The organism is Streptomyces sp. NPDC050743, assembly GCF_044456925.1.
In the GTDB taxonomy this organism is placed as follows: domain Bacteria; phylum Actinomycetota; class Actinomycetes; order Streptomycetales; family Streptomycetaceae; genus Streptomyces.
Window position 1 is genome coordinate 19,274 of record NZ_JBITGJ010000053.1, and the last position, 24,334, is coordinate 43,607.

Annotated in this window: 22 protein-coding genes and 1 pseudogene; 8 read left to right on the top strand and 15 right to left on the bottom strand. The window is 68.2% G+C overall.

Translation table 11 applies throughout. The features are described from left to right. A pseudogene (locus ACIBJF_RS34925) lies at positions 1–699 on the bottom strand (alpha/beta fold hydrolase). Positions 700–1,356: 657 nt separating this feature from the next. On the opposite strand from ACIBJF_RS34925, the gene ACIBJF_RS34930 reads away from it, so the two are divergent. Further along, a complete protein-coding gene (locus ACIBJF_RS34930; protein ID WP_399179932.1) occupies positions 1,357–1,770 on the top strand; it encodes an Lrp/AsnC family transcriptional regulator in 414 nt (137 codons plus the stop codon). A 399-nt stretch (positions 1,771–2,169) separates the two neighbouring features. On the opposite strand, the gene ACIBJF_RS34935 is transcribed toward ACIBJF_RS34930, so the two are convergent. From ACIBJF_RS34935 to ACIBJF_RS34965, 7 genes are all read right to left on the bottom strand, one after another. Beyond that, a complete protein-coding gene (locus ACIBJF_RS34935; RefSeq protein WP_351208768.1) occupies positions 2,170–2,892 on the bottom strand; it encodes an ABC transporter ATP-binding protein in 723 nt (240 codons plus the stop codon). Between the two features lie 2 nt (positions 2,893–2,894). Continuing rightward, the gene (locus ACIBJF_RS34940; RefSeq protein ID WP_399179867.1) at positions 2,895–3,626 is read right to left on the bottom strand and encodes an ABC transporter ATP-binding protein; all 732 of its coding nucleotides are present in this window, start codon (positions 3,624–3,626) and stop codon (positions 2,895–2,897) included. Next, on the bottom strand, positions 3,623–4,660 hold the full coding sequence (locus tag ACIBJF_RS34945; protein ID WP_399179869.1) for a branched-chain amino acid ABC transporter permease: 1,038 nt from the start codon (positions 4,658–4,660) through the stop codon (positions 3,623–3,625). The genes ACIBJF_RS34940 and ACIBJF_RS34945 overlap by 4 nt, the downstream gene beginning before the upstream one ends. After that, complete coding sequence (locus ACIBJF_RS34950) at positions 4,657–5,535, bottom strand: branched-chain amino acid ABC transporter permease (RefSeq protein WP_399179871.1); 879 nt, start codon at positions 5,533–5,535, stop codon at positions 4,657–4,659. The genes ACIBJF_RS34945 and ACIBJF_RS34950 overlap by 4 nt, the downstream gene beginning before the upstream one ends. Before the next feature lie 8 nt (positions 5,536–5,543). Beyond that, positions 5,544–6,779 (bottom strand): amino acid ABC transporter substrate-binding protein, encoded by a 1,236-nt coding sequence (locus tag ACIBJF_RS34955; protein ID WP_399179873.1) that lies wholly within the window; start codon positions 6,777–6,779, stop codon positions 5,544–5,546. A gap of 795 nt (positions 6,780–7,574) precedes the next feature. Further along, positions 7,575–8,921 (bottom strand): dihydrolipoamide acetyltransferase family protein, encoded by a 1,347-nt coding sequence (locus tag ACIBJF_RS34960; protein WP_399179875.1) that lies wholly within the window; start codon positions 8,919–8,921, stop codon positions 7,575–7,577. A gap of 42 nt (positions 8,922–8,963) precedes the next feature. Beyond that, entirely contained in the window at positions 8,964–11,150 is a 2,187-nt protein-coding gene (locus tag ACIBJF_RS34965) for a thiamine pyrophosphate-dependent enzyme (protein ID WP_399179877.1), read from the bottom strand. A 163-nt stretch (positions 11,151–11,313) separates the two neighbouring features. On the opposite strand from ACIBJF_RS34965, the gene ACIBJF_RS34970 reads away from it, so the two are divergent. After that, positions 11,314–11,865: a VOC family protein gene (locus ACIBJF_RS34970; RefSeq protein ID WP_399179879.1), complete on the top strand. Its 552-nt coding sequence runs from the start codon at positions 11,314–11,316 to the stop codon at positions 11,863–11,865. Continuing rightward, positions 11,852–12,529: a GntR family transcriptional regulator gene (locus ACIBJF_RS34975; protein WP_399179881.1), complete on the top strand. Its 678-nt coding sequence runs from the start codon at positions 11,852–11,854 to the stop codon at positions 12,527–12,529. Before ACIBJF_RS34970 ends, ACIBJF_RS34975 begins: the two co-directional genes overlap by 14 nt. Positions 12,530–12,670: 141 nt before the next feature. Here ACIBJF_RS34975 and ACIBJF_RS34980 read toward each other — a convergent pair whose 3' ends face one another. Further along, complete coding sequence (locus ACIBJF_RS34980; RefSeq protein WP_399179883.1) at positions 12,671–13,729, bottom strand: LacI family DNA-binding transcriptional regulator; 1,059 nt, start codon at positions 13,727–13,729, stop codon at positions 12,671–12,673. A gap of 353 nt (positions 13,730–14,082) precedes the next feature. Between ACIBJF_RS34980 and ACIBJF_RS34985 the strand changes: the two genes are divergently transcribed. The 5 genes from ACIBJF_RS34985 to ACIBJF_RS35005 all read left to right on the top strand — a co-directional run bounded on the left by ACIBJF_RS34985 (position 14,083) and on the right by ACIBJF_RS35005 (position 19,685). Next, the gene (locus tag ACIBJF_RS34985) at positions 14,083–15,030 is read left to right on the top strand and encodes an NAD(P)-dependent oxidoreductase (RefSeq protein ID WP_399179885.1); all 948 of its coding nucleotides are present in this window, start codon (positions 14,083–14,085) and stop codon (positions 15,028–15,030) included. 149 nt (positions 15,031–15,179) lie between these two features. After that, positions 15,180–16,424: a M24 family metallopeptidase gene (locus tag ACIBJF_RS34990; RefSeq protein ID WP_399179887.1), complete on the top strand. Its 1,245-nt coding sequence runs from the start codon at positions 15,180–15,182 to the stop codon at positions 16,422–16,424. A gap of 455 nt (positions 16,425–16,879) precedes the next feature. Further along, a complete protein-coding gene (locus ACIBJF_RS34995; protein WP_399179889.1) occupies positions 16,880–18,355 on the top strand; it encodes an NAD-dependent succinate-semialdehyde dehydrogenase in 1,476 nt (491 codons plus the stop codon). A gap of 397 nt (positions 18,356–18,752) precedes the next feature. Further along, the gene (locus ACIBJF_RS35000) at positions 18,753–19,115 is read left to right on the top strand and encodes a hypothetical protein (protein WP_399179890.1); all 363 of its coding nucleotides are present in this window, start codon (positions 18,753–18,755) and stop codon (positions 19,113–19,115) included. 150 nt (positions 19,116–19,265) lie between these two features. Continuing rightward, a complete protein-coding gene (locus ACIBJF_RS35005) occupies positions 19,266–19,685 on the top strand; it encodes a MarR family winged helix-turn-helix transcriptional regulator (RefSeq protein ID WP_399179892.1) in 420 nt (139 codons plus the stop codon). 99 nt (positions 19,686–19,784) lie between these two features. On the opposite strand, the gene ACIBJF_RS35010 is transcribed toward ACIBJF_RS35005, so the two are convergent. From ACIBJF_RS35010 to ACIBJF_RS35035, 6 genes are all read right to left on the bottom strand, one after another. Continuing rightward, positions 19,785–20,288, bottom strand: a complete 504-nt coding sequence (locus ACIBJF_RS35010) for a MarR family winged helix-turn-helix transcriptional regulator (protein WP_399179894.1) — start codon at positions 20,286–20,288, stop codon at positions 19,785–19,787. Positions 20,289–20,367: 79 nt separating this feature from the next. Then, the gene (locus ACIBJF_RS35015; protein ID WP_399179896.1) at positions 20,368–20,952 is read right to left on the bottom strand and encodes a hypothetical protein; all 585 of its coding nucleotides are present in this window, start codon (positions 20,950–20,952) and stop codon (positions 20,368–20,370) included. A 10-nt stretch (positions 20,953–20,962) separates the two neighbouring features. Next, the gene (locus ACIBJF_RS35020) at positions 20,963–21,274 is read right to left on the bottom strand and encodes a hypothetical protein (RefSeq protein ID WP_399179898.1); all 312 of its coding nucleotides are present in this window, start codon (positions 21,272–21,274) and stop codon (positions 20,963–20,965) included. Continuing rightward, on the bottom strand, positions 21,271–22,257 hold the full coding sequence (locus ACIBJF_RS35025) for a 3-hydroxyacyl-CoA dehydrogenase NAD-binding domain-containing protein (protein ID WP_399179900.1): 987 nt from the start codon (positions 22,255–22,257) through the stop codon (positions 21,271–21,273). Before ACIBJF_RS35025 ends, ACIBJF_RS35020 begins: the two co-directional genes overlap by 4 nt. A 60-nt stretch (positions 22,258–22,317) precedes the next feature. Continuing rightward, complete coding sequence (locus ACIBJF_RS35030) at positions 22,318–23,100, bottom strand: crotonase/enoyl-CoA hydratase family protein (RefSeq protein WP_399179902.1); 783 nt, start codon at positions 23,098–23,100, stop codon at positions 22,318–22,320. After that, the gene (locus ACIBJF_RS35035) at positions 23,097–24,329 is read right to left on the bottom strand and encodes a CaiB/BaiF CoA transferase family protein (protein ID WP_399179904.1); all 1,233 of its coding nucleotides are present in this window, start codon (positions 24,327–24,329) and stop codon (positions 23,097–23,099) included. Before ACIBJF_RS35035 ends, ACIBJF_RS35030 begins: the two co-directional genes overlap by 4 nt. Between the last annotated feature and the right edge of the window lie 5 nt (positions 24,330–24,334).

The following is a 24,334-nucleotide window of genomic DNA, read 5'->3' on the forward strand; positions in this document are numbered from 1 at the left end:
TCATGCCCGCGTTCCGGGCGACGCGGCCTTCCTGACCAGCGCGGCGACCTCGGCGGGCTTGGACACGTACACGGCGTGGCTCGCGCTCGTCTCGTTCACCGTGGCCCCGGCCCGGTCGGCCATGGCGCGCTGGGCCGGCGCCGGGATCATGTGGTCGTCGGTGGCGACCAGGTAGAAGCTCGGCTTGGCACGCCAGGCGGGACGGGTGACGGTCCCGCCCAACGCGTCCACGCCCCATGGCACTTGGGAGTCGGCCAGGAACCGCGCCTCGTCGGCGGGCAGGTCGGCGGCGAAGGACGCGGCGAACTTCTCGCGGTCCAGGAAGAGGAAGCCGTCACGGGGCGGCAGGATCGGCGGAACGGGCGCGCCGGGCGGCGGGCCGGCGATCAGGGTGTTGACGGATTCGTCCTTGTCGGGCGCGAACGCCGCGATGTACACAAGCGCGCTCACCTACTCGTGGTTGCCCGCCTCGGAGATCACCGCGCCGCCGTAGGAGTGCCCGACCAGCACGGTCGGGCCGTCCTGCGCGTCGAGGATCAGCCTGGTGGCGGCGACGTCGCCGTCGAGGGAGAGGGTGGGGTTCTGCACGACGGTGACGGTGTGGCCGTCGGCGGTCAGCAGGTCGTAGACCTCCTTCCAGCCCGAGCCGTCGACGAACCCGCCGTGGACCAGGACGACGTTCCTTGCTTCAGTGCTCATGTGTACGCACTCCTTCGGTGGACTACTGCGACTGCTGCGGTACGACCGTGACCGGCGCCTGGGCGGCCTGCAGGCGCGCCTCGGCGCGGGCGGGATAGACCTTCGTGAAGACGGCGGGGCCGACGAGCCGATGGCATGGGCGGCGATGCTCACCCAGGCAGGGGCATCCGCAGCGCCCGCGACGGCCAGGCTGACGCCGATGAACGTGAAGCCGGTGCCCCATGCGCTGGTGATGTGGTTGTTGACGCGGAGGAACTCCGGCATGTCCCAGAACTCACGCGGCGTCTGGCGCTTGGCGATGCCCAGCGTGAAGGGGCGGCGGATCGCCAGCGTCCCCCAGGCCGTGGCGGCCAGCCAGGCGAAGGAGAGGACGTCGGTGGCTAGGTCGACGTCCTCGGCGGCGGCGACGAGATCTGCACCATCCTGTTCCTGGACGGACCGGACGCCCGCAACAACCTGCTGCTGCGCGACCTGCCCGCCACCCCCGCGGTCCAGTCGTGGACCTCGCACGTCCTCCTGCGGGTCTTCCCGGCCGCCTTCGACTGGAGTGGCGGCCTGCTGACACAGACCGAACTGACCAGCCTGCGGCCCGACCTGTCCGCGGCACCTACCCGCCCCGTCCTCCAGCCCCTCGACCACCAGCTGATCACCGCACTGATCGAGGACGGCCGAGCCCCCTACACCGACCTCGCGCGCCGCGCCAACACCACCGCCCTGACCGCTCGCCGCCGGGTAGAGGCACTGGTCAACGGCCAGGTACTCAGACTCGCGACCGAAGTCGATCTCGCCCGGCTGGGCGTCCGGACCGAGGCACTTCTGTGGATCACCGTCGCACCTGGCGGACTGGAGGAGACCGGACAACAGCTCAGCCGCCACCCACAGGTCCGCTTCGCTTCCGCCACCACCGGCTCGGCCAATCTCCTTGTGGCCGTCGCGGCAACCGACCTCGACGCGCTCTACCACTTCCTGAGCGAGACCATCGGCGCCCTCGAACACATCACCACCCTTGAGGTCATCCCCATCCTGACCGGGGTGAAGAGGACCGGCCTGGTCCGCCCGGGCAGTCTCTGAGCCGATCACAGGTTCCGGGACTCAGCGGTAGCCGCTCCCGAGCGGCGGCTGCGTTTCCGGCCCTGACCCTTTGACGCCCGCCGCATACTGGCGGGCAACCGGCTGGCGGCTGTTGTGTAATCCTGCACAACAGGGGCCTGGCAAACGGGGAAAGTGACAGGGAACAGGTGGGCTGCTCACGCCTGCCAGCACCAAGCGCTTCCCGGCGAGGGGACGTCGGGGACTGGTGAAGGCAGGCGAGGACAGCAACGCCAAAACAGCGAGGAAGCCAAATAGAGCAAGGGGAGCGCAGCTGCCGGGCCGCCACCGGACGGGTGGCTGCCCGGGCACGGCCGCTGCCCTGCCCGCGGTCGGTGTCCGTGGGCAGGGCTTGCGGGTAAGGAACCGTTGGCGTGCTACCTATCGCGGCGCGGCTCCCAGGTAGAGGCGGGCCACCTCAGGATCGTCCAGCAGTTCGGCACCACTGGCGACGAGGCGGACCCGGCCTGCTTCAAGGACGGCCCCGACGTCGGAGGCGGCCAGACCGGAGCGTGCGTTCTGCTCGACAAGGAGCACGGTGCGGCCGTCGGTGGCGAGTTGCCGGATGCTGGTGAAGACCTGCTGCCGGGATTTGGGGTCCAGGCCGATGGAGGGCTCGTCGAGAAGGATGAGTGCGGGGTCGAGGATCAGAGTCCGAGCGAGTTCGACCTGCTTCTGCTCGCCGCCGGAGAGGGAACCGGCGTGCTCCCGCGCCCGTTTGGTGCAGATGGGAAAGGCCTCGACGGCGCGTTCGATGCGGGTCTGCACCACCTTGTGGTCCTTGAGGGTGTAGCCGCCCATGAGGAGGTTGTCCCACACGCTCATCGCCGGGAACAAGCTGCGGTCTTGGGGAACGTGGACGATACCGAGCCCCAGCCGTTCCCTGGGCGAGAGCTTGCCCAGGGGTTTGCCGCGGAAGGCGACGGTGCCCCCTTTCGGCCGCAGCAGCCCGCTGATGGTCTTCAAAACGGTTGACTTCCCTGCACCATTGGGGCCGATCAGGCACGTGACCGTGCCGGGTTCGACGGTCAGGTGTACGCCCTTCAGAATGTCACCGGCACCGTATCCGGCCACAACGGCGTCCAGGGTGAGGATCGGGGCCATGGTCAGCTCCCCAGGTAGGCGTCGAGGACGAGAGAATTGGTTTGGACCTCGTCGGGTGAGCCGGTGAAGATCCGCTTTCCCTGGTCGAGCACGATGACCGGGTCACACAGTCGCATGACGAAGGTCATGTCGTGCTCGACGATGAGGAACGTGACTCCAGCCGCGTGCCGTTGCCGGATGTGGCGTTCCATAGTCTCGATCATGACCGGGTTGACGCCCGCGGTGGGCTCGTCCAGGAGCACCAGCTCCGGGTCGCTCATCAGCACTGCGGCGAACTCCAGCAACTTGCGCTGGCCGTAGGAGAGTTCCGAGGCCAGCAGGTCGGCGACGGGTGCCAGCCGGAACTCCTCCAGCAGTCGGCCCGCCCGCTGCCGGTCGGCTCGGCTCACCCGCCGGGTCAGCAGCTGCCGCCAGCTGTAGCCGCCGGCGACCACCAGGTTCTCCTCGACGCTCAGCTGCGGGAAGACCCGGGCCTGCTGGAAGGTGCGGGACAGGCCGCGCCGGTAGAGAGTACCGGCGTCCAGGCCTGTGACCTCACGCCCGTTGAACCGTACCTGGCCGCTGTCGGGCCGCAGGTATCCGGTGATCAGGTTGAACAGGGTGGTCTTGCCCGACCCGTTGGGGCCGATGAGGGCGGTGACGGTGTCGCGCTGGACGGCGAACGAGCAGGAGTCGACCGCCCGCGTTCCGCCGAAGGACTTGGTGGCGTCGGTCACCTCGAGCAGTGCGGTCACAAGTGCCCTCCTTCTGTCGTCGGCACGGGGGCGCCGGGGGCCGTTCGCGGGGTGGACAGGCCCGCGGCGACGACTCTGGCCCGGCTCCGCCGCCGGATCCGGTCCTGGACGGTGGGCAGGATGCCCCGCGGCAGTAGCAGCATGATCAGCAGGAACACCAGGGCGTAGGCGATGAGGTAGACCTGGCTGCCGCCGAGCTGGTAGGCGAGGTACTGCTGGGCGGATTCCAGGATGAAGGCGCCGATGACCGGGCCCCACAAGGTGGCACGACCTCCGAGGAAGGTCATCAGGACGATCGCGATCGTGATCAGCGGGTCGATGGCGAACTGCGGGTAGATGAAGCCCTCGTAGTAGCCCCACACCGCGCCCACCATGGCCGTGAAGCCGACGCTGAGGGCGAAGGCCAGTAGTTTGACTCCGGTGGTGCGAACGCCGATGCCGCGAGCCTTGTCCTCGTCCGCGCGTATCACGACCAGGCTCAGTCCGACCTTGGTGCGCATGATCGCGTACGTGACTGCCATCACCATCGCGAGCAGCACCAGCAGGACGTAGTAGAAGGGCCGGTCGAATCCGGCTCCCGAGAAGGGCGGCTGTGGCAGGGCCAGCCCCTGGGCGCCTCCAGTGATGCCGTGCAGGTTGAACGCAAGGGTCTGGGTGACGAAGAGAAGCGTGATGGTGACGATGGCGAAGACATCGGCCCGAGTGCGCATCGCCACTGCGGCGATGGGCAGGCCGAGGACGGCACCGAGCAGGCCGATCACCGGTAGCGCCCAGAACGGCTCGTAGCCGCTGGTGACGGAGTGGTGGGCGAACCACAGCCCTTCCGCGTAGGCGCCGATACCGAAGAAGGCGGCGTGGCCGAGGGAGGGATAGCCGGCGAACCCGCCGACGATGTTCCAGGCACTGGACATCACCGCGAACATCAGGGTGAAGATCAGCATGTTGATCGCCCAGTGCGCCAGATTGAACGACGGCAGGGCCGCCAGCAGCCCGAAGAAGACGATGGCGATTGCTGCGCCACGGAACGCTTTCATATGGCCCCCCGGGTCGCGGTGCCGAACAGGCCTCGCGGCCTCAGGAGAAGGATGAGGAGGATGATGACGAAGTACGTCATCCCGGACCAGGACGGTGAGAGTGTCGAGGCGACCACGGCGGAGGAGACCGACACGATCACCGCACCGATCACGGCCCCGACCACGCTGCCCAGACCACCGAGCAGGACGATGGACAGCAGCAACGAGATCAGGTCGTAGTGACTGCCGGAGTTGAACGGATACAGCAGTCCGTAGACGGAGCCGGCTGCTGCCGCGGTTGCCGACCCGAGCCCGAAGCCGAGGGCGGACACGCGCTGGGCCTCGACGCCGAGCAGGCGGGCGGCATCCGGGTTCTGCACGGTGGCGCGCACGGCCCGGCCGAAACGCGTCCGGTTCAGCAGCAGATACAGAAGGCCGAGGGCGACGAGCGAGAGCAAGAAGCCCCACAGCCGCACCAAGGTGATCTGGTAGCCGAATACGGACCAGCTGGCGTTGCTGTAGGAGGTGCTGACGCTTCGGTAGTTGGTCTTCCACACCACGCTCATGACGCCCTCGACGAGCAGGGCGACGGCGAAGGTGACGAGCAGGCTGAGTTCGGAGCGGTCCTCCCTCTTCAGCGGCCGCAGGAAGCACACCTCGACCGCCACCCCGAGCGCGAACATCACGACCGTGGTGATCGGGATGGCCAGGAACGGGTCGAGGCCGAAGGAGGTGAACAGTTGATAGGCCAGGTAGGCGCCCAGGATGACCATCGCTCCCTGCGCCAGGTTGACTACCTTCATGATGCCGAAGATCAGGGTCTGCCCGGAGGCCATGAGCGCATAGACGCCGGCGGTGAGGAGGCCGAGGATGAGCGCCTGGATGAGGCTGTGCATGGCGTGTGTCACCCGCCCCAGTTCGGCTTGGGGTGGACCGGGGCGACCCGGGCGACACCCGCGGGGTAGACGGGCACGAGCTTGCCGCCCTGCCACTGGACGAGGGAGAACTCGCCGGTCGGAGAGCCATCGGCCCTCCAAGCCATGTTCCCGAGCAGAGTGGGCCAGCTCCCCGAGTGCAGGGACTGGGTGATCGTGGCGTTGTCGAGCTTGCCGGTCTTCTTGGCGACCTCTTCCAGCAACTGCCCGCAGGCGTAGGCCTCGGCGGACGTGTTGTCGATCTTCTGCGGGGTGCCGCCGTACTTCTTGAGGTACTCGGCGGTGAATCCGGCGCTACCCGGTGCGGTGGACCCCGGATACCAGTCACCGGAGGACATGACGCCCGTGGTGTTGCCGGCACCCACCTTGTCGGGGAACTGTTGCGGGGAGTTCGCGCCGTTCGACTGGAACATGAACTTCGGGTTGAAGTGCAGCTGTACCAGTGCCTTGACCTGCTGGTAGGCGTCCTGGGTCTGGGTGCCACCGACCAGGACGTCCGGGTGAGCTGCGGCAACACCGGACATCACCGGAGAGAGGTCCTGGGTCTCGGCCGGATACACCTGCTTGTACACGGTCTTGATGCCCGCGGCCTCGAACCTGGCCCGGACGCTTTCGGCGACCGGGGCGGCGAACGGGTCGTCCAGCTCCGCGTAGGCGGCGGTCTTCGGCCGCTTGTCGGCCGGGAGCGACAGTATCCAGTTGGCGAACACATCACCGGAGCGAGTGGAGGGCGCCGGCTGGACGAAGAAGAGGTTGTTCAGGTGCTGTTCGAAGACCTTCGGACCACCGCCGGCCGGCTCGAGGAAGGCGTATCCGTACCGCTTGGCGACCTGTGCCGCCGGTATGGTCAGCAGGCTGGAGAACGGACCGAACACCAGGTCGACATGGTCCTGGTTGATGAGATTCTGGTAGTTGGTGATGACCTGGGTGGGGCTGGACAGGTCGTCGACGATCTTGATCTGCACCTTGCGGCCGAGCAGGCCGCCCTTGGCGTTGACGGAGTCGGCCCACAGCTGGTAACCGCGCTGGACAGCCTGACCGGAATCGGCGAAGTCCCCGGTGAGCGACACCGAGGCACCGATGACGAGCGGGCCGTGCGCTGATCCGGCGTCATCGGAGCCAGAGGTGGCGCAGCCGGTCGCGGCCAGCGCGCAGGCAGCGGCAACCGCGGTCAAGGCATTCCGGCGACGTGCGTTGCGTTTCATGGGTGGTCCTCGTGAGTGGCGTGTGGTGAGGTCGTCGCACCGACCAGGCCGGTGGCCGAGTCGGCCGGTCCGCAGCCGAGTTGGGCGGACCTGGTGGAGCAGTGGCGAGGATGTGGGCTGCGCGGCCGCCGTCCCTTCAGCCGGGTTGCGCAGCGTCACCGGTTCGACTTGAACGGCACACCCACCGGCCGGTCCTTGCAATCGGATGTGGCACCGCCCGATCCAGGCGCTGCGACCGATCGAGAGAAGGGCAAGTGGCTGGACAAGGGTCGCCTGGTCGTCACAGCGGCCGCAGTTGTGACCAGACGGTTGGCAATCGATTGCACGCTGCCCACATATTGTGGAGTGCGCCACATGGTGTCAAGGGGTCGGATGGTCTTGCCGTCGCATCGGACTGTCCGCAATGCGAACGATTGCAGCGGGCGGGGGCATCTCCTTGGAGTGCCGGCTGTGCAGCCGGGCGACGGGCGACGATCTCGATCTACGCCCGCTCCCCGGACCCGGACTTTCTGGTCCTGCCGCGGAGCCGCCCTGCGGTCATCCGTGGCACGCGACCCACAGGCCGTGCACCGTCCACCCGCCGCGGAGGCAGGGCAGACCGCTTCGCTCCCCCTGCAGGGTTTAGATGATGGCTCGACGCCGGGCGTTTTTTCCCCCGACGCCGCCAATCTCTCACCGGGGCTCCGGGCAGCTGCCCGGACCGGACTTCCATCGGCAGGCAACAGCCGGCTTCCGGCCGAAGACCAGCTAGGTCATCAAGGCCTCCAAGTCTGCTGGGCACGCGGAAGCGCGAGGCTAAAGGAGCAGGAGCATCGGCTGCTCGACCGCTTTGGTGAACTCGCTCATCCAGCGCGCCGCGTCGGCGCCGTCGACGGCCCGGTGGTCGACGGAGAGCACCACGCGCATGACGGTCGCCGTGGTAAGTGTTCCGTCGTCGCTGACCGCCGGCTCTCGGCGGCCTGCACCGACGGCGAGGATGGCCGCCTGGGGCGGGTTGATGATGGCGGCGAATTCCTCCACCCCGAACATGCCGAGGTTGGTGATGGTCAGGGTTCCGCCCTCAAGGTGGCTCTGGGCGAGCCGTCCGGCGCCGGCCTGCTCGACGTAGTCCTTGACCTCGCGGGCCACGCTGCCCAGAGGTCGCGCGTCCACGGACCTGACGACGGGGGTGACGAGGCCCCGGGGGGAGGCGATGGCAACGCCGATGTCGACGGAGGCGTAGCGGAGCATTGTCTCGTCCTGCCATACGACATTCATCTGCGGTACCTGCTGGTGCGCATACGCCGCCGCCTTGATGACGAAGTCGTTGACCGAGACGCGGATGGCGGAGACTTGGTTGACCTCACTGCGCAGAGCCAACAGCGTGTCGATGCGGGCACTGCCTTTGAGATAGAAGTGCGGGGCCTGCTGCTTGCTCCGGGTCAGGCGGGCGGCAACGGCACGCCGCAGGCGCGTGTGCGGGATGATTTCAGCCAGGCCGGGCGGGGCCGCCGCGGCCTGCCTCCCGGCCTCCGAAGCCGGCGCCTGTGGCCTGGCTGCCTCGGGCGGGTTCCGGCTGACATTGGTCGGTTCCGCCGCTGAGGTCTGGGCGGCGGAGCCGTTGGCCGCAGCCGCGCCACCGTCCACTCGGGCCGCGATCGCCCGTTCGACGTCCTTGCGGACGATCCGCCCGTGCGGTCCGGTGCCGTGGACGTCGGCCAGCGACAGTCCGGCCTGTTTCAGCAATCGCCTCGCAAGGGGGCTGGCGAAGATCCGTTCCTGTTCCTCGGTCGCAGTCGGTGCGGCGCCCGGTCCTTCCGGCAGCGGGGCGGGGGTACTGCCGGCCCGCGCGGTGGTGTCCGTGGAGGGTCCTCGGGCGATCCCCAGGCGGCCGAGCACGGCGTTCAGGTCGGTGAAGTCCTCGCCTGGATCCACTAGTACCGCGATGGGTGAGCCGACCTCCACGGTGCTGCCGGCCTCGGCGAGAATGCCGGCCAGCGTCGCGTCATGCTCCGCCTCCAGCTCGACCATCGCCTTGTCGGTTTCGATGACGGCGATGGGATCCCCGGCACCGAAGCTGCCGTGCTCCTTGACGAGCCACTGCGACAGCAACGCCTCGGTCGATCCTGCCGCCACCTCGGGCATGTGCAGCAGCTTGGCCATGACCTCTCCTTGTGTCCTCTCGACTGCGGGAATGCGGCGAGCTCAGCCGGCGTCGCGGATCTGACGGAGCCGGGCGATGATCTCCTCGGTGCCGGCGATGGCGGCGCGCTCGAGGACCTTGCTGATGCTCGGCGACGACTCAGCCCCTGTCACGCGCTGCACCGGCTGGTCCAGCCAGTCGAAGAGGCGGCGCTGGATCTCGTCGGCGAGCCAACCACCGTAGGACGTGCCGACGGCGCCCTGCTCGACGATGAGAACGTTGTTGGTCTTCTTCACGCTCTCCTCGATCGCCTCCCAGTCGACGCCGGCCCGGTCGAGCCACCGCAGGTCGATGACATCGGCGTCGACCGTCTCGACCGCGTCCAGAGCCTCGAGGCAGCGGTCCACCATCGACAGGTAGGAAATGACGGTCAGGTCCTGGCCGCGCCGCCTGAACGCGGCCTTGCCGACCGGGATGCAGTAGTCGAAGTCGTCGACCGGTCCAATGCCCGACGAGTTGTACAGGTCGACGTGCTCCAGGACGACGACGGGGTCCTTGCAGCGCAGGGCTGCGTTCATCATCCCCACGTAGTCGAAGGGGGTGCTCGGCGCCGCGATGCGCAGGCCTGGGGCGGTGGCCAGCACTCCGGCGGGGTCCATGGTGTGCTGCGAGCCGTAGCCCGTGCCGGCGGCGATCTTGCTGCGCAGCACGAAGGGCATGTCGCTGTCGCCGCCGAACATGTGCCGGGCCTTGGCGACCTGGTTGAACAATTGGTCGGCTGCCACCCACATGAAATCGGCGTACATCAGTTCCGCGACCGGCTTGTAGCGTCCGTCGAGGGCAATGCCGCCGCTGAGGCCGACGAATGCGTTCTCGCTGATGGGCGTACCCAGAATCCGCCCGGGGAAGTTCTCGGCGAGGTTCTTGGTGGCACCGTTCGTGCCGCCCTTCAGCTTGTGGACGTCCTCGCCCATGACGACGATGGAGTCGTCCTGCGCCATGCGCCGCTGCATGACCTTGCTGACCACGTCGATGAACTTGACGGTGTCTGTGGCGCCGGTGAAGCTCTCTGCTTCCTCGAACCGCACGCCCTCGTCGAACTCGCTGAGGTCACCGCGAACGCCGACGTCGACGAAGGTCGACTCGGGCCACTCCGACGCCTTGATCCGCCGCTGGCCGGGCTTGCCGTCGGGTACCGGTTCCAGCAGCTCGTCGCCGATGTCGGACATGGTGGTGGCTATGTCGACGGCCGCCTGGTCGATCTCTTCCCGGGTTGCCAGCGCACGGCGCAGCAGCTGCCGCTTGAGCATCTCGAGCGGGTCGCGCTCGCGCCAGCTCTTCTCCTCGGCCCTGTCCCGGTACCCGAAGGCACTGCCGGGGTAGGGACCGTTCTGGTGGAAGAACCGGTAGACCTCGGCCTCGACGATCGTGGGGCCGCCTCCGGAACGCATGAAGTCGAGGGCCTCCTGCATCGCCAGTTGGACAGCCACGGGGTCCATGCCGTCCACACGCCAGCTGGGGATGTTGAAGCCCAGGCCACGGGCGGACAGCCGCGGCTCGGCGGTCGCCTCGCTCACATGGGTGGATACCGCGTACTGGTTGTTCTCGATGAAGAAGCAGACGGGCAGCTTCCATGCTGCCGCGAGGTTGAACGTCTCCAGAACCGAGCCGATGTTCACGGCGCCGTCACCGAAGTAGGTCACCGACACGGCATCGGTACCGGCCTGTTGGTGGGCCCAGGCGAAGCCCGCGGCCTGCGGGACACCGCCGCCGACAATGGCGTTCGTGCCCATCGCGCCGGCCTCGCGCCATTGCAGGTGCATGGATCCGCCGCGGCCCCGGCAGAACCCCCGTTCGAGACCGCAGATCTCGGCCAGCGTGCGCTCCAGAACTGTCCGCACGCCCGGCGTGATTTTCGCCAGTGATCCGGACGGTGCATCGGCGACATGCGCGAACGCCTTGGCCAGGAACTGGTGGTGGCCGCGGTGGGTGCCGTTGATGACGTCACTGCTGCGCAGAGGCAGCACCGAGCCGACGGCTCCTCCCTCCTGTCCGATGCTCGAATGCGCAGGGCCGTGGATCAGCCCCTGGCCGGCGAGCTCCAGTACGTACTCCTCGAAGGAGCGGATCCACAACAGGTGACTGAGCATCCGGCGCAGGTCATCGCCGTCTACGTTGTCCCAGTCCCTGTCGGTGGCCCGCAGTTCCACCCAGTTCGACGCCGCGCGCAGCCGGTGGTGCGTGGCCATGAAGCCTCCTCGACGTGGCTTGATACACGCCGGACCCTGACACACATTGGATCCAACGACAAGGCTGACAACTGAAGATGTGGAGCAACTGGCGAGGACTATGCCTGAAACCGAGGTCCTACTAGGCTGAAGCACACGTCGATCGGATCCAATGGAGGAACTCGTGAGGGAGTCAGCATCCGGACTGCCCGGCCTGGCCGGGGTCGATCACTTCGGATTTACGGTCCCCGACCTCGACGAGGCACGGCATTTCCTCGTCGATGTCCTGGGGTGCGAGTACATGTACACACTCGGCCCTTACCAGGACGACGGAACCTGGATGGCCGATCACCTCAACGTGGCGGCCGACACGGTGATGCGCCGCCTGCACTTCTTCCGCTGCGGCGGAGCGGCGATCTTCGAAGTGTTCGACTACGAGGCCACGGACCGGCGCCGCGAACAGCCGCAGAACAGCGACGTCGGCGGTCACCACGTCGCCCTGTACGTCGAGGATCTCGACGCGGCCGTGGCATACCTGCACGAACGCGGAGTCCGGGTGCTCGGCGAACCGACCACGAGCAAGGGACCCAGCGCAGGCCAGCGGTGGGTGTACTTCCTCGCACCGTGGGGCATGCAGTTCGAACTGGTCTCGTACCCGGACGGTAAGGCCTTCGATAGGCTCCCCTCACCAGCGCAAACCATGCAAAAGTACCGGAGGGCACGTGGCGGGCACTAAGGCAGCGCTCAGGCCGGGCGTGGCCAGCAGGCGCATCGCGGAGCACCTGCGCGAGCAGATCCTCGCCGGCCAGCTGTCACCTGGTGAACGCATCGTCCAGGACGAGATCGCCGAGCAGTTCGGCGCGAGCCGCCTGCCCGTTCGAGAGGCTCTGCGCATCCTGGAATCCTCTGGCCTGGTGACGCTGCGCTCCAGCACCGGAGCGTGGGTCGCCACGATGGAGCAGCGCGACTGCGAGATCGCCTACAAGATCCGCGAACGGGTCGAGCCCCTGGCTCTGGTCGAATCACTCGCAGCGCTGAGCGACGCCGACATCGACCGCCTCGAGGAGATCCAGGCGCAGATCGAGGCCTCCGACGATGTCGAGGACTTTCTGCGCCTGGACCGCGAGCTGCACACACTCACCTACAGCGGATGCACCGTCACCGAGCTCAACAGCATGGTCAACCGATACTGGGACATGACACAGCACTATCGTCGCGCCTTCACCCGGCTGGCCGGCCCTGACCGCAAATGGGTCATCAACGCGGAGCATCGGCTGCTCATCGAGGCCATCCAGCGACGAGACGTCGAAACGGCCGAACACGTGCTCATCGGCCACATCAAGCGCACCCGCCTCGAGCTACTGCGTCATCCTGAGGTGTTCTCCAGCGAGCAGCACTGATGACACGGCCTCACAGGCATGGGTCCTGGCCGGGCAGCCCGCCTGGCCAGAGCCTGCACATCGTGCCCGCACAGCCTGCCGGCGAGCGTCTTCGGCGGTCAGGCCACAGCTGACCTCGTGCATGTCTTTGCGGGATGTGTCTCAGCCGCGCGTCGGCTTGCGGTCCACGGCGTCCGCGGTCGATTCCCGGATGACCAGATGCACGGGCAGCAGCACTGTCTTGGCCGCCGACACGGTGTCGTGCGACAGCTCCGAGCGGTCCAGCAGTTCCAGCAGCAGGTGTGCGGCTTCCGCGCCGAGTTCGTGATGCGGCACATGAACGGTGGTCAGCGGCGGCTGGAACTCATCCGCGAACTGCATGTCGTTGAACCCGACCAGGGAGACGTCCTGCGGGCAGCGCAGTCCCCTGGCGCGCAGCACATGCAGCGCTCCGAGCGCGATCAGGTCGTTGCCGGCGACGATCGCCGTGGTGGCCGGGTGGCGGTCGAGAAGTTCGCCCGTGGCCTGCTCTCCCGCCGCCACCGTGTACGCCCGGGCCGGTATGACCGGCGCCTGGTCCGGGCCGATCCCTGCGCTCTCCATCGCATGCCGAAAGGCCCGGGCTCGGGTGATCCCAGTGGACATGTCCTGTGGGCCGGACACATGGGCGACGTAGCGGTGCCCTCGCTCCAGCAGGTGCTCGGCCGCGAGCGACACACCGGCGCTGTCATCGCCCGCGACGAACGGGAAGAGCTTCCGGTCGGTGCAACGGTTGAGGAGCACGATGGGCACTCCGGACTTGCGCGCCTCGTCCAGCAGCGGGTGTGTGCGCCGCGCGGTGGCGACGATGAACCCGTCGACCTGACGCCCCAGCAGGACGTCGAACTGGTGGCGCTCCTTGTCCTCGTCGCTGTCCGTATTGGCCAGCAGTGCGGTGTAGCCCCGAGGCGCAAGGGCCGCCTCGATACCCCGTGCCATGGGCGGGAACAGCGGATTGGTGAGGTCCGGCATGAGGACCCCGACCGTGAACGAACGGTTCGTCCGCAGGCTGCGGGCGGCGGTGTTGGGGGTGAACCCCAACTCCTCCGCGGCGGCCCTGACCCGCCTGGCCGTCACCGGGCTCACTCGACCGCTCGTGCGGGGATTGAGGGCACGGGACGCCGTGGCTTGGTGAACCCCGGCAAGTCGTGCGACGTCGGACAGGGTGGGGCGCGTGCTCACGGGCGCAGTCTAGGGATGTCCGCCACGTCACCACAACCGATTGCCTCGGGGATGCAACGACCACCGCTTCAACCCACTTGACAGGCCCGCAGGCGCGGCGCAAGCATAACGTGGCAATCGATTGCAGAGCGCATACGGCGAGCGGCGCCCGACCCGCTCGCTGCGGACACGTTGTGTCATCACCACAGATCAAGTGCTCCCTTTCTCATCGCGTGCTGGGCATGGCCGGTGCTTTCTCAGAGCAACCGAGCGCATGTCACCGAGCCCGTGTCCGGCTTCTCCGCCACGGCGGGGGTTACCGCCTGCCGGCATGCCGGCCCTGCTGCGCCGTCTTCCAAGAGTGAGGAAAAACCATGACGTATGTCGCCACCGACCGCCCCCGCATCGGCTGGATCGGTACCGGCCGTATGGGGTACCAGCTGGCAGGCCGTCTGCTCGACGCCGGCCACGATGTCGCCGTCTACAACCGGACCCGGGCCAAGGCCGAGCCGCTGTCCGAGAAGGGCGCGACGATCGTCGACCGGCCCGAGGAACTCGCCGACCGGGACGTCGTGTTCGTGATGGTCTCCGCCTCCGCGGACCTGGAGTCGGTCACCACCGGCCCCGGGGGCGTGCTGACCGCGAAGAACGTCGCACCGGGCGTACTGATCGACAGCTCCACGGTGTCCACCCAGGTCTCCGCCCTCGTACGGGAAGCGGCCGCCAAGCGCGGCACCGACTTCCTGGCCGCGCCGGTCAGTGGCAACCCGAAGGTGATCACGGCCGGCAAGCTGACCGTAGCGGTCTCCGGTCCACGCGAGGTGTTCGATGCCGTCGAGCCCCTGCTGAACCTGCTGGGCCGCGGTGTGACCTACGTCGGGGAGGACGAGGTGGCCCGCCTGGTCAAGATCGCGCACAACGTCTTTCTGGGTGTCGTCACCCAGTCGCTGGCCGAGATCACGCTGCTCGCGGAGAAGGGCGGCGTCAAGCGCTCCGCGTTCCTCGAGTTCCTCAACGACTCGGTGATGGGCTCTGTTTTCACCAAGTACAAGTCGCCGGCGTTGGTAAACCTTGATTTCAAGCCGACCTTCACCAACATCCTGCTGCGCAAGGACTTCGACCTTGCACTGGCCGCTGCCCGCGAACTGGAGGTTCCGATGCCCGTGGCCTCGACCACCGCGCAGTTCGTCCAGGCGGCGATCGGCGCCGGGCACACCGAAGAGGACTTCGCCACTCTGATCCTCGAACAGGCACGCCGCTGCGGCATCACGCTGGAACCGGAGAACGTGACGGTGGACGACGGCCTCACCCCCCGGTCCTGAGCGTTCGACCGGCCGGCACCAGGAGCCCGCACGGCTTCGGCAAGCCCACCACCAGGCGACAACGCCCCTCCTTCGACCGCCCGCACGGCCCCTCGCCGGTTTCCCGGGCAACGTGACAAAGGACGAACCACACGATGACAGTGACGAGCGTGAGCGCCTCACGCCCCATCCCGGCCCACGGCCACAGCGCAGTCGACTACGAGACGCGCGTGGACTACGACCGGCTGCGGTCCTACCGGCTGGAGCGCGCCCGTGGCGTGCTGGACGCCAGCGAGTGCGGCGCTTTCCTGCTGTTCGACTTCTACAACATCCGCTACACCACGCAAACCTGGATCGGCGGTGCCCTCGGGGACAAGATGACCCGGTACGCCCTGCTGACCCGTGGAGGAGACCCGGTGCTGTGGGACTTCGGTTCCGCCGCCAGACATCACCAGTTGTTCGCTCCATGGCTGAAGCCCGAGAACTCCCGTGCCGGCATGCTGGGCATGCGCGGCGCCATCGCTCCGGACGCCGGCCTGATGGCCTCGGCGGTGCGCGAGATCAAGGGCATGCTGGAGGACGCGGGGGTGGCGGACCTGCCGGTCGGTGTGGACATCGTCGAGCCGCCGTTCCTGTTCGAGATGCAGCGGCAGGGGCTGAAGGTCGTCGACGCCCAGCAGATGATGCTCGACGCCCGGACCATCAAGTCGCAGGACGAAATCACCCTGCTCTCCATGGCCGCGGCCATGGTGGACGGGGTCTATCAGGACATCGTCGACGTGCTCAGGCCCGGCATCCGGGAGAACGAGATCGTCGCCTTGGCCAACAAGCGCCTGTACGAGATGGGCTCCGACCAGGTGGAGGCCATCAACGCGGTCTCCGGCGAGCGCTGCAACCCGCACCCGCACAACTTCTCCGACCGCCTCATACGCCCCGGGGACCAGGCGTTCTTCGACATCATCCAGTCCTATAACGGCTACCGCACCTGTTACTACCGCACTTTCGCGGTCGGCAGCGCCACCAGCTCGCAGCGTGACGCCTACACCAGGGCCCGCGAGTGGATGGACGCCGCCATCGCCGTGGTGAAGCCGGGGGTCGGCACCGACCAGGTGGCTCGGGTCTGGCCGGCCGCGACCGAGTTCGGTTTCGCCAACGAGATGGCCGCCTTCGGTCTGCAGTTCGGCCATGGGTTGGGCCTCGGTCTGCACGAGCGGCCCATCATCAGTCGGCTGAACAGCCTGGACAACCCCGTGGAGATCGAGGAGGGCATGGTCTTCGCCCTGGAAACCTACTGCCCGGCCTCGGACGGCTTCTCCGCGGCACGCATAGAAGAGGAGGTCGTGGTCACCGCCGACGGACCACAGATCCTCACGAAGTTCCCGGCGCAGGAGCTCTTCGTCGCCAACGCGTACTGACGGGACCCACCCGACGGCCCGGGCCCGTGCGGCAGGCCCGTGCCTCGTGTCACGGCACACGCGGTGCTCATGTCCCCGTGAGCGGAGCCGTCCTCGCCCCCTGGAGGCCGGCCGCCGTATGAAACCGCTCAGCAGCACCTTTCGCAGCGAACCGTGGCGACGGCCGGGTGCGCGGCCCGCCCAGCCCCGTGGCGGTGACGGGAGAGACGGCCGCCCGGACAACCGGAGAATATCCCGGGAGCCGTCGTGGCAACGGTCGAACGATCGCGGAGGACCCTCCGGCCGTGCCGCCGGAGTACCAAGCCGGTGGCCAGGATCGCCGAGGAGCCCTGCCTCGCTCCCCTCGGCACCGGTCCGCATCAACGCTCATGGCACCACCCACCGCTGCCACGCCGGACAACCTGGCGCTCACGCAGCGGACCTCATCATCGGAACGTGCAGAAGGCGATGAATAAGTGAGTGCACACCACTCGGGCTCCCCCGCCCGGCTCCGTATCGACAAGATCCCCACCGACCTGTTCATCGGCGGCCACTGGCAGCCGTCGAGCGACGGCTCCCGTATCGATGTCGTGGACCCGGCCACCGGCGAAAAGCTTGCCGATGTCGCCAGCGCGACCACCGAGGATGCCCTCGCTGCTGTGACCGCGGCCGATGCCGCCCTTCCCGGCTGGGCCGCCACCCCACCCCGGCAGCGAGCCGAGCTTCTCCGCCGCGCCTTTGACCTGATGACCCGACGGGCGGAGGAATTCGCCGAGCTGATCGTCCTGGAGAACGGCAAGACCCTCGCCGACGCCCGCGGCGAGGTGGCCTACGCCGCAGAATTCTTCCGCTGGTACGCCGAGGAGGCCGTGCGGACCTTGGGCAGCGTCCAGACCGCGCCGTCCGGCTCGAACAAGATCCTCGTGCTGCGCCAGCCGGTCGGCGTCTCGGTCCTCGTCACACCGTGGAACTTCCCCGCCGCGATGGCCACCCGGAAGATCGGTCCGGCGCTGGCGGCCGGCTGCACCGTGGTCCTGAAGCCCGCCAGTGACACACCGCTGACCGCGCTGGCCGTCGCCGCCCTCTTCGAGGAGGTGGGCTTGCCCGCCGGTGTGGTGAACGTGCTGCCCTCCCGCCGCTCTGGGGCGGTCGTCGGCGCGATGCTGGACGACCCACGGGTACGCAAGCTGTCGTTCACGGGTTCCACCGAGGTCGGCCGGGTCCTGCTGGCTGCCGCGTCCAAGACCGTGGTCAACTGCTCGATGGAGCTCGGCGGCAATGCGCCGTTCCTGGTCTTCGCCGACGCCGACCTGGACGAAGCGGTGGCCGGCGCCCTGGTGGCGAAGATGCGCAACGGCGGTGAGGCGTGCACGGCCGCGAACCGCTTCTACGTCGAGGCATCGGTCGCGGACGAGTTCACCCGTCGGCTGGCCGAGGCGATGGGCGCCCTGAAGGTCGGCCCGGGTCTCGACGACGGAGTGCAGCTCGGCCCGCTCGTCAACGCGGAAAGCCGGGACAAGGTGGCCGAACTCGTCACGGGCACCGTGCAGGCCGGCGCCTCGCTGGTGACCGGCGGCCGGCCGCTCGAGGGCGCCGGTCACTACTACCCGCCGACGGTGCTCAAGGACGTGCCCCCGGGCGCGCCGGTGCTGGAGGAGGAGATCTTCGGCCCGGTCGCTCCTGTCGTCAGCTTCACCACCGAGGACGAGGCGATCGAGCTGGCCAACGCTACGGAGTACGGTCTGGTCTCCTACGTCTACACCTCCGACTTGGCCCGCGGCCTGCGGGTGAGTGAGCGTCTGGACTCCGGCATGGTGGGGCTCAACCGCGGTGTCGTGTCGGATCCGGCAGCGCCGTTCGGCGGTACCAAGCAGAGCGGCATCGGACGCGAGGGTGGTCATGAGGGGCTGCTCGACTACACGGAGTCCAAGTACATCGCCCTGTCATGGTGACCGCATACCGTACGGACACATCACACGCTTCGACGTCAGGCTGACGGCAACGCCCGTGCACGGGCGATCCCGGTCGGCGGCGGCCTGGATCGCCCGGGCACCGAGCCCTTACATGGCGCACCGCTCGTACGCCACGACCGGCCGCCCCGCACCGGTCCCTGGCGGCCGCGTCCGTGAAGACCTGCCTTAGCCGCTGCGCGGTCGACCCGGTGTGCTGGGCACGGCTGCGGCACTAACGGTAGATGGGTGTGGCGCGGCCCTCGAAGTGCTCGGCGTCAGCTCGCGCTGCGGCGCTGCGGCGCGGCAGACACGCCGGCGTCCGTGTCGGCGGGCAGATAGCGCGAGGCCACGTCGACTGCGACACCGCCCCCCCCAAACGGCTCGGGAGCAAGTGGCGTTGGAGCGCGAGAGCCGCGGTACGTTCGCACGCGTACTGGCGGGCGTTGTCCAGGCACAGCGCGGCTCGCGTGACGAGCTCCTCAGCAAGGCGCAGATCATCCTCTTGGAACGGCACGGGGTCCTTGGTGCGGACGAATACCGCGACACCCAGCACAGAACACCGCGCACGGATGGGCACCCACTCGTCCTGACCGTCCTGCCGGCCGTGCTGACGCTCACCGGGCCCGGCCGCTGGTCGGTCGACCAGGCCATCGGCCTCCTTCCCTGGGCCCCCTGGTGGGCGGCCTCGGCCGTCGGCCTCGGCATTCTCAGCGGGCTGACGACCCGCGCCGTCCTGGCACGGCCGGGCCTGCCCGTCTGAGTCATCAGGAACATCTGCGCCGCCGGCGCGTTGACACTGGCATGGAGAGAGACGAGAGGGCGGCGGAGGGCGGAGCCCACGCCGCCCTCCGCCAGTGGCGACGTCCGTAGTGGCGGCGAGATCATTGACCGTGAGCTGCTCGACGGGTGGATGCTGGTGATGCAGGGCTTCCAGGCCACGCAGGACTCTCTCGCGAGCGAACTGGCCGAGCGCTTCAACCTCCGCCAAGGCGCCGCCGAGATTCTGGTGCGCTTGCTCACCGCGCCCAAGAACCGGATGCCGATGACACGCCTGGCACACGAGACACGCATGTCCAGTGGCGGGTTCACCAAGCTTGCCGACCGGCTCTGTGCGGCCGGTCTGACTCGGCGTATGACCTGTGAGGAAGACCGGCGCCTCATCTACCTCGAACTGTCGGACCTGGGCAAGGACACGGCCCGGGCCATCTCCGAGGCCGTTACGGGGATTCTGCGCGATCGAGTCCTCGCCCCTCTCGGCCGCGACGGGTTGGGCAAGCTCGCCGATGCCATGCGCGCGGTGCGCGACGCCAATGACGATCCAGGGAAGTGACGTCGGCACGCGGGACGTCCGAGGACAGAAACGTCGTCTGCGAATGCACTTCCTCATGGGTGAAGCGCAATTACCGAGTTGCGGTGGAGGAAGGCGGCGTCAGGCCGACCGTTCCGTGTATTCCGAATTCACACCGACGCCTTCGTCGTGGTGGTCGACCGGCCCGATAAGTGCCTCACTGATCTCGCGCAATTGCTCAACCTGGGCAGGCGTGAGACGGTCGAGGAAATGAGAGCGCACGCAGGCGAGCTGAAGGGGAGCTGCGGCCCGCAAGGCATCTCTTCCCGCACCGGTCAGCCGCGCCAGGACGATGCGGCGGCTGACGGGATCCGGTACCCGCATCACCCAGCCGTGCTCCCGTGTGCGGTCCACCAGATGGGAGAGTCTGCTGGTCGATATGCCCATCCGCCGGGCCAACTTGGTCAGGCCCAATTGCCCCTCAGGAGCTTCCGCCAGCCAAGAGAGCATCTCATAGTGGATCTGCCACATGCCGGTCTCACGTCGAATTTCCTGCCCGACCTGCTCAGTCAGCCACCGTGCCGCACTACTGAAGACACGCACAGAGTGCTGCGCGTCAACGCCGGCCGATTCAATGCTCTCCACAAGGACTCCTTGAATTTTGCGACACCCCTCAATGTAATTTAACGTTGAACCAAATGGGAAGTGTGACGTACGCACTTGGTCAGACGCCTTTTCCGGTCACCAGCACGGCATGGGCGATTCCGGTGAGGTTGCCCTGTGCGACGAGGATCTCCTTGCGGTCCCATCCGTCGATGCCGGCGGTGTAGACGCTGCCACCCAGGTCGGTCACGTGCATACGGCCGCCGTCCGGGTCGAGGGTGATACCGATGCCTTCCATCAGGTGGGTGAGGAGGATCTCGGGCGAACGTACCGCGTTCGGCGGGTGCATGGGGGCGCGGTTCACGGTGTTGCCCCGGGGCGGGTCGCCGCGGTCCGTCCAGTACAACAGGCGCTGCGCGTGGTCGAGTTCGAGGTCGATCGCCTCTGGCAGCCCTTCGAAGAGCACTTCGATGTCGCTGCGTTCGGCCGCGCTCTGCCCGTCGGGCAGGTCGATTCCGGCCCGCAGGGTCTTCCCCTCTCCCCCGTCGCTCGGGCCCTTCTGGGACCAGTAGAGATGTCCGCCGGCCGGGTCGACGGCGACTCCCACGCACCACCTTCTCTCGTCCTCGCGGTCGTCGGCTCCCTGTCCCGTCTGCACGAGTGTCTCAACGTTCGAGCCGTCGAGTTCGCAGCGCATCACGCGCATGCCCTCACGATCACCCCAGTACAGCTTCCGGCCCACGGCCTCGAAGTGGAGCTGCTTCGGGGGTGTGCGTGACGCCGCTCGGCACGATCGTCGTCCGGTTGCCTCCGTCCAGATCCACACGCTCGATCGACCCGTCGTTCTCCGCCGGCACACCCATGTTCGTCCAGTAGAGGTGCCCGGCCGCCACATCGACCGCCACCCCGTCAGGAACCCTGCACCCGGTGACGAGGAACGTCTTGCCCGAGCCGTCGGGGTTCACGCGGAACAGCCGGCCGCCACCGCTGGCCTCGAGTACGAACAGCCTTTCCTGCCGCTGCGTCACGCCCCCTCCTGTGTCACGGGGTCGGCTGTGGACCCCGGGGCGGAGGAGTCATGCCGGGCGCGCACGGCCAGCAGGGCCGAGAGCATCGCGTCGCGCCGGTCGGCCAGCTCGTCGACCGAGTGGCCGTTCGCCTCATCGAGGACACCGGCCACGATCGTCTGCTGGAGCTCGGGTGTGAACTCGGGGGTGCCCAGGTCCTGCCAGGACGCCACCATCCGCGGCATGAGCGTCTCCATGAAGTGCTGGATGCCGCCCTCTCCTCCGCCCAGATGCCACAGCAGATGGGGTCCCATGACACCCCATCTGAGCCCCGGGCCCCAGGACACCGCGTCGTCGGAGTCGGCCACGTCGAGCACGCCCTCCTGGACCAGGTAGACCACCTCGCGGTACAGGGCGGCCTGGATGCGGTTGGCGACGTGCCCGGGAAGTTCCTTCTTGAGGTGGACCGGTTTCTTGCCGATCGCGGCGTAGAACGCCATGACGTCCCGGACCGTGTCCGGATCGGTCCTCGTGCCGCCGACGACCTCGACCAGAGGGACGATGTGCGGCGGATTGAAGGGATGCCCGATGACGGTCCGCTCCGGGCGCCGACACTCGGCCTGGATGACGCTCATCGTGATGCCCGACGAACTCGACGCGAGAATCGCGTCAGGTGGCGTGGCCTCGTCGATGTCGGCGAACAGCTTCACCTTGAGCTCCGGCCGCTCCGGTGCGTTCTCCTGGACGAAGTCGGCGTCCGCGACGGCCTGACGCAGGTCCGCGGTAAAGCTCAGCCGGTCGGGCGAAGCCCCGGGCGCGAGCCCGATCGAGGCGGCCGTGTCCCATGCCGCCTCCACGTACGCCCGCAGAGCCGTCTCCGCGGTGGGGGCGGGATCGGTCGCCGTGACGTCGAACCCGCGGACGAGATAGTGCGTCGCCCAGCTCCCACCGATCGTGCCGGTCCCCACGATCGCCACGCGCTGGACAGGCCTGTGCGCATTCATGACTGGTCACTGCTCCTGAGAGAATCACATACGGGACATAGGGGGCTGAAGTGACCGGTATCAACGGCCGTGCCAGACGGGTGCGCGCTTTTCAGCGAACGCCCGTGCGCCTTCCCTGGCGTCCCCACTGGTGGCCAGCCCGCTGGTGATCTCGTCCTGGCGTGTGAATGCGTCGCTCTCTTTCAGGCCCTGGGTTTCGCGCAGGACCTCCTTGACGGCTGCGAGCGCCAGCGGTGCGTTCCGCGCGACGCGCTCCGCCAGTTCCCGGGCCACAGCCAACGCGGTGCCGGGCGGGGTCAGTTCGTTGACGAGCCCGTACTGCTTGGCTTCTGCGGCGGTCAGCGGTTCGCCGGTGAGCAGTACGCGCGCGGCGACGTGGTACGGAAGGCGGCGCGGCAGCCGGACCAGTCCGCCCTCTGCCGCCACGAGACCGCGGGTGGTCTCGGGAAGCCCGAACCGGGCGTCCTCCGCGGCGACGATCAGATCGCAGGCGAGTACCATCTCGAAGCCTCCGCCGAGCGCCCAGCCCTCGACCGCGGCGATCAGCGGCTTGCGCACTGCCGCGCGGGTGAGCCCGCCGAATCCTCGGCCGGGGAGCACGGGCAGCTCCCCCTTGGTGAAGGCTTTCAGGTCCATGCCGGCGCTGAACACCCCGCCCGCGCCCGTGAGGACGCCGACCGAGAGTTCCGGGTCCGCGTCGAGCAGATCCACGGCCGCCGCGAGTTGTACCGCGACCTCGTGGTCGACGGCGTTCTTCTGTGCCGGACGGTTGATGGTGAGGGTCAGCACGCCGCCGCGGCGCTCGTGCAGCACCATGGCGGCCGCTTCGGGCGCCGTGCTCATTGCGGCGCCTGCGCTTGCGTCGGGCCGGGAATCGCTCCCTGGGCGCGCAGCTCGGCGATGTCGGCAGGGCCGAATCCCAGCTCGGCGAGGATTCCGTCGTTGTGCTCACCCAGGTCCGGGGCCCGCTTCGCCGGGACTTTCTCGACGCCTCGCACAGTGACCGGGCTGTTGATGGTGTACTCCAGCCCGCTGACCCCTGCCAGCGGCACGACGATGTCGTTCGCGCGCAGCTGCGGGTCCTGTGCTGCCTCTTCCGGTGTCTGGATGAGGCTGTAGGTGACGCGTTCCCGGGTCAGGGCCTCCTTCCAGTGGGCGAACGGGCGTGAGCGGAACTCGGCGTCGAGCAGTTCCGTCAGCGCGGCGGAGTTCTTGACGAAGCCCTCGATGCCGGCGAAACGGGGGTCCTCGAGGAGCTCGGGATGCCCGATGGCCCGCGTGAGTCCCGGCCAGTGCGGGGGTGAGGTGACCAGCATGAACCACTCGTCGTCCGCGGTGCGGTAGGGATTGATCAGGGGGTTCGCCGGTGCCTTCCGGTCGTGCAGCTCGAACGGCGTGCCGCCGGCGAGCGCGCCGGCCACGAGTGTTCCCGTCGCCCATACGCCTGCGGCGAGCAGCGACGTCCCGACGCTGGCCCCTTGTCCTGTCCGCTCGCGGCGGTAGAGGGCGGTCACGATCGCGGCGTAGATCGCGATCGCCGACATGTAGTCACCGCTGCCCCAGACCGGCACCGTCGGCGGTGCTCCCGCATCCCGGGTGGAGGCCAGCAGCCCGCTGCGCGACCAGGCGGCGGTCAGGTCGAATCCCGGCAGTCCGGCGTCGGGACCGGCATCCCCGAAGCCCGTGATGTCGGCGTAGACGACTCTCGGGTTCCAGCCCGAGACCTCCTCGTAGCCGAGGTGCAGCTTCTCGCGCGTGCCGTGCGGGAAATTGGTGATCACCACGTCGGCCCACTGGACGAGCCGCTTGAGAACCTCGGTGGCCGCCGGGGACTTCAGGTCGAGCACCATGCCCCGCTTGTTGCGGTTGGCGAGGTGCCAGCTGTAGTTGGCCTCGGCACGGGGGCTGGGCGGCACGGAGCTGAGCCGCCGCTGGGGGTCCCCCTTGCCCGGTGGCTCGATCTTGATGACGTCCGCTCCGAAGTCGGAGAGCACGGTGGCCGCGGCCGGTCCCGCGATGAAGCTCGACGCGTCGAGGACCTTCAAGCCGGTGAAGACAGATTCGGTGGTCATGGTCG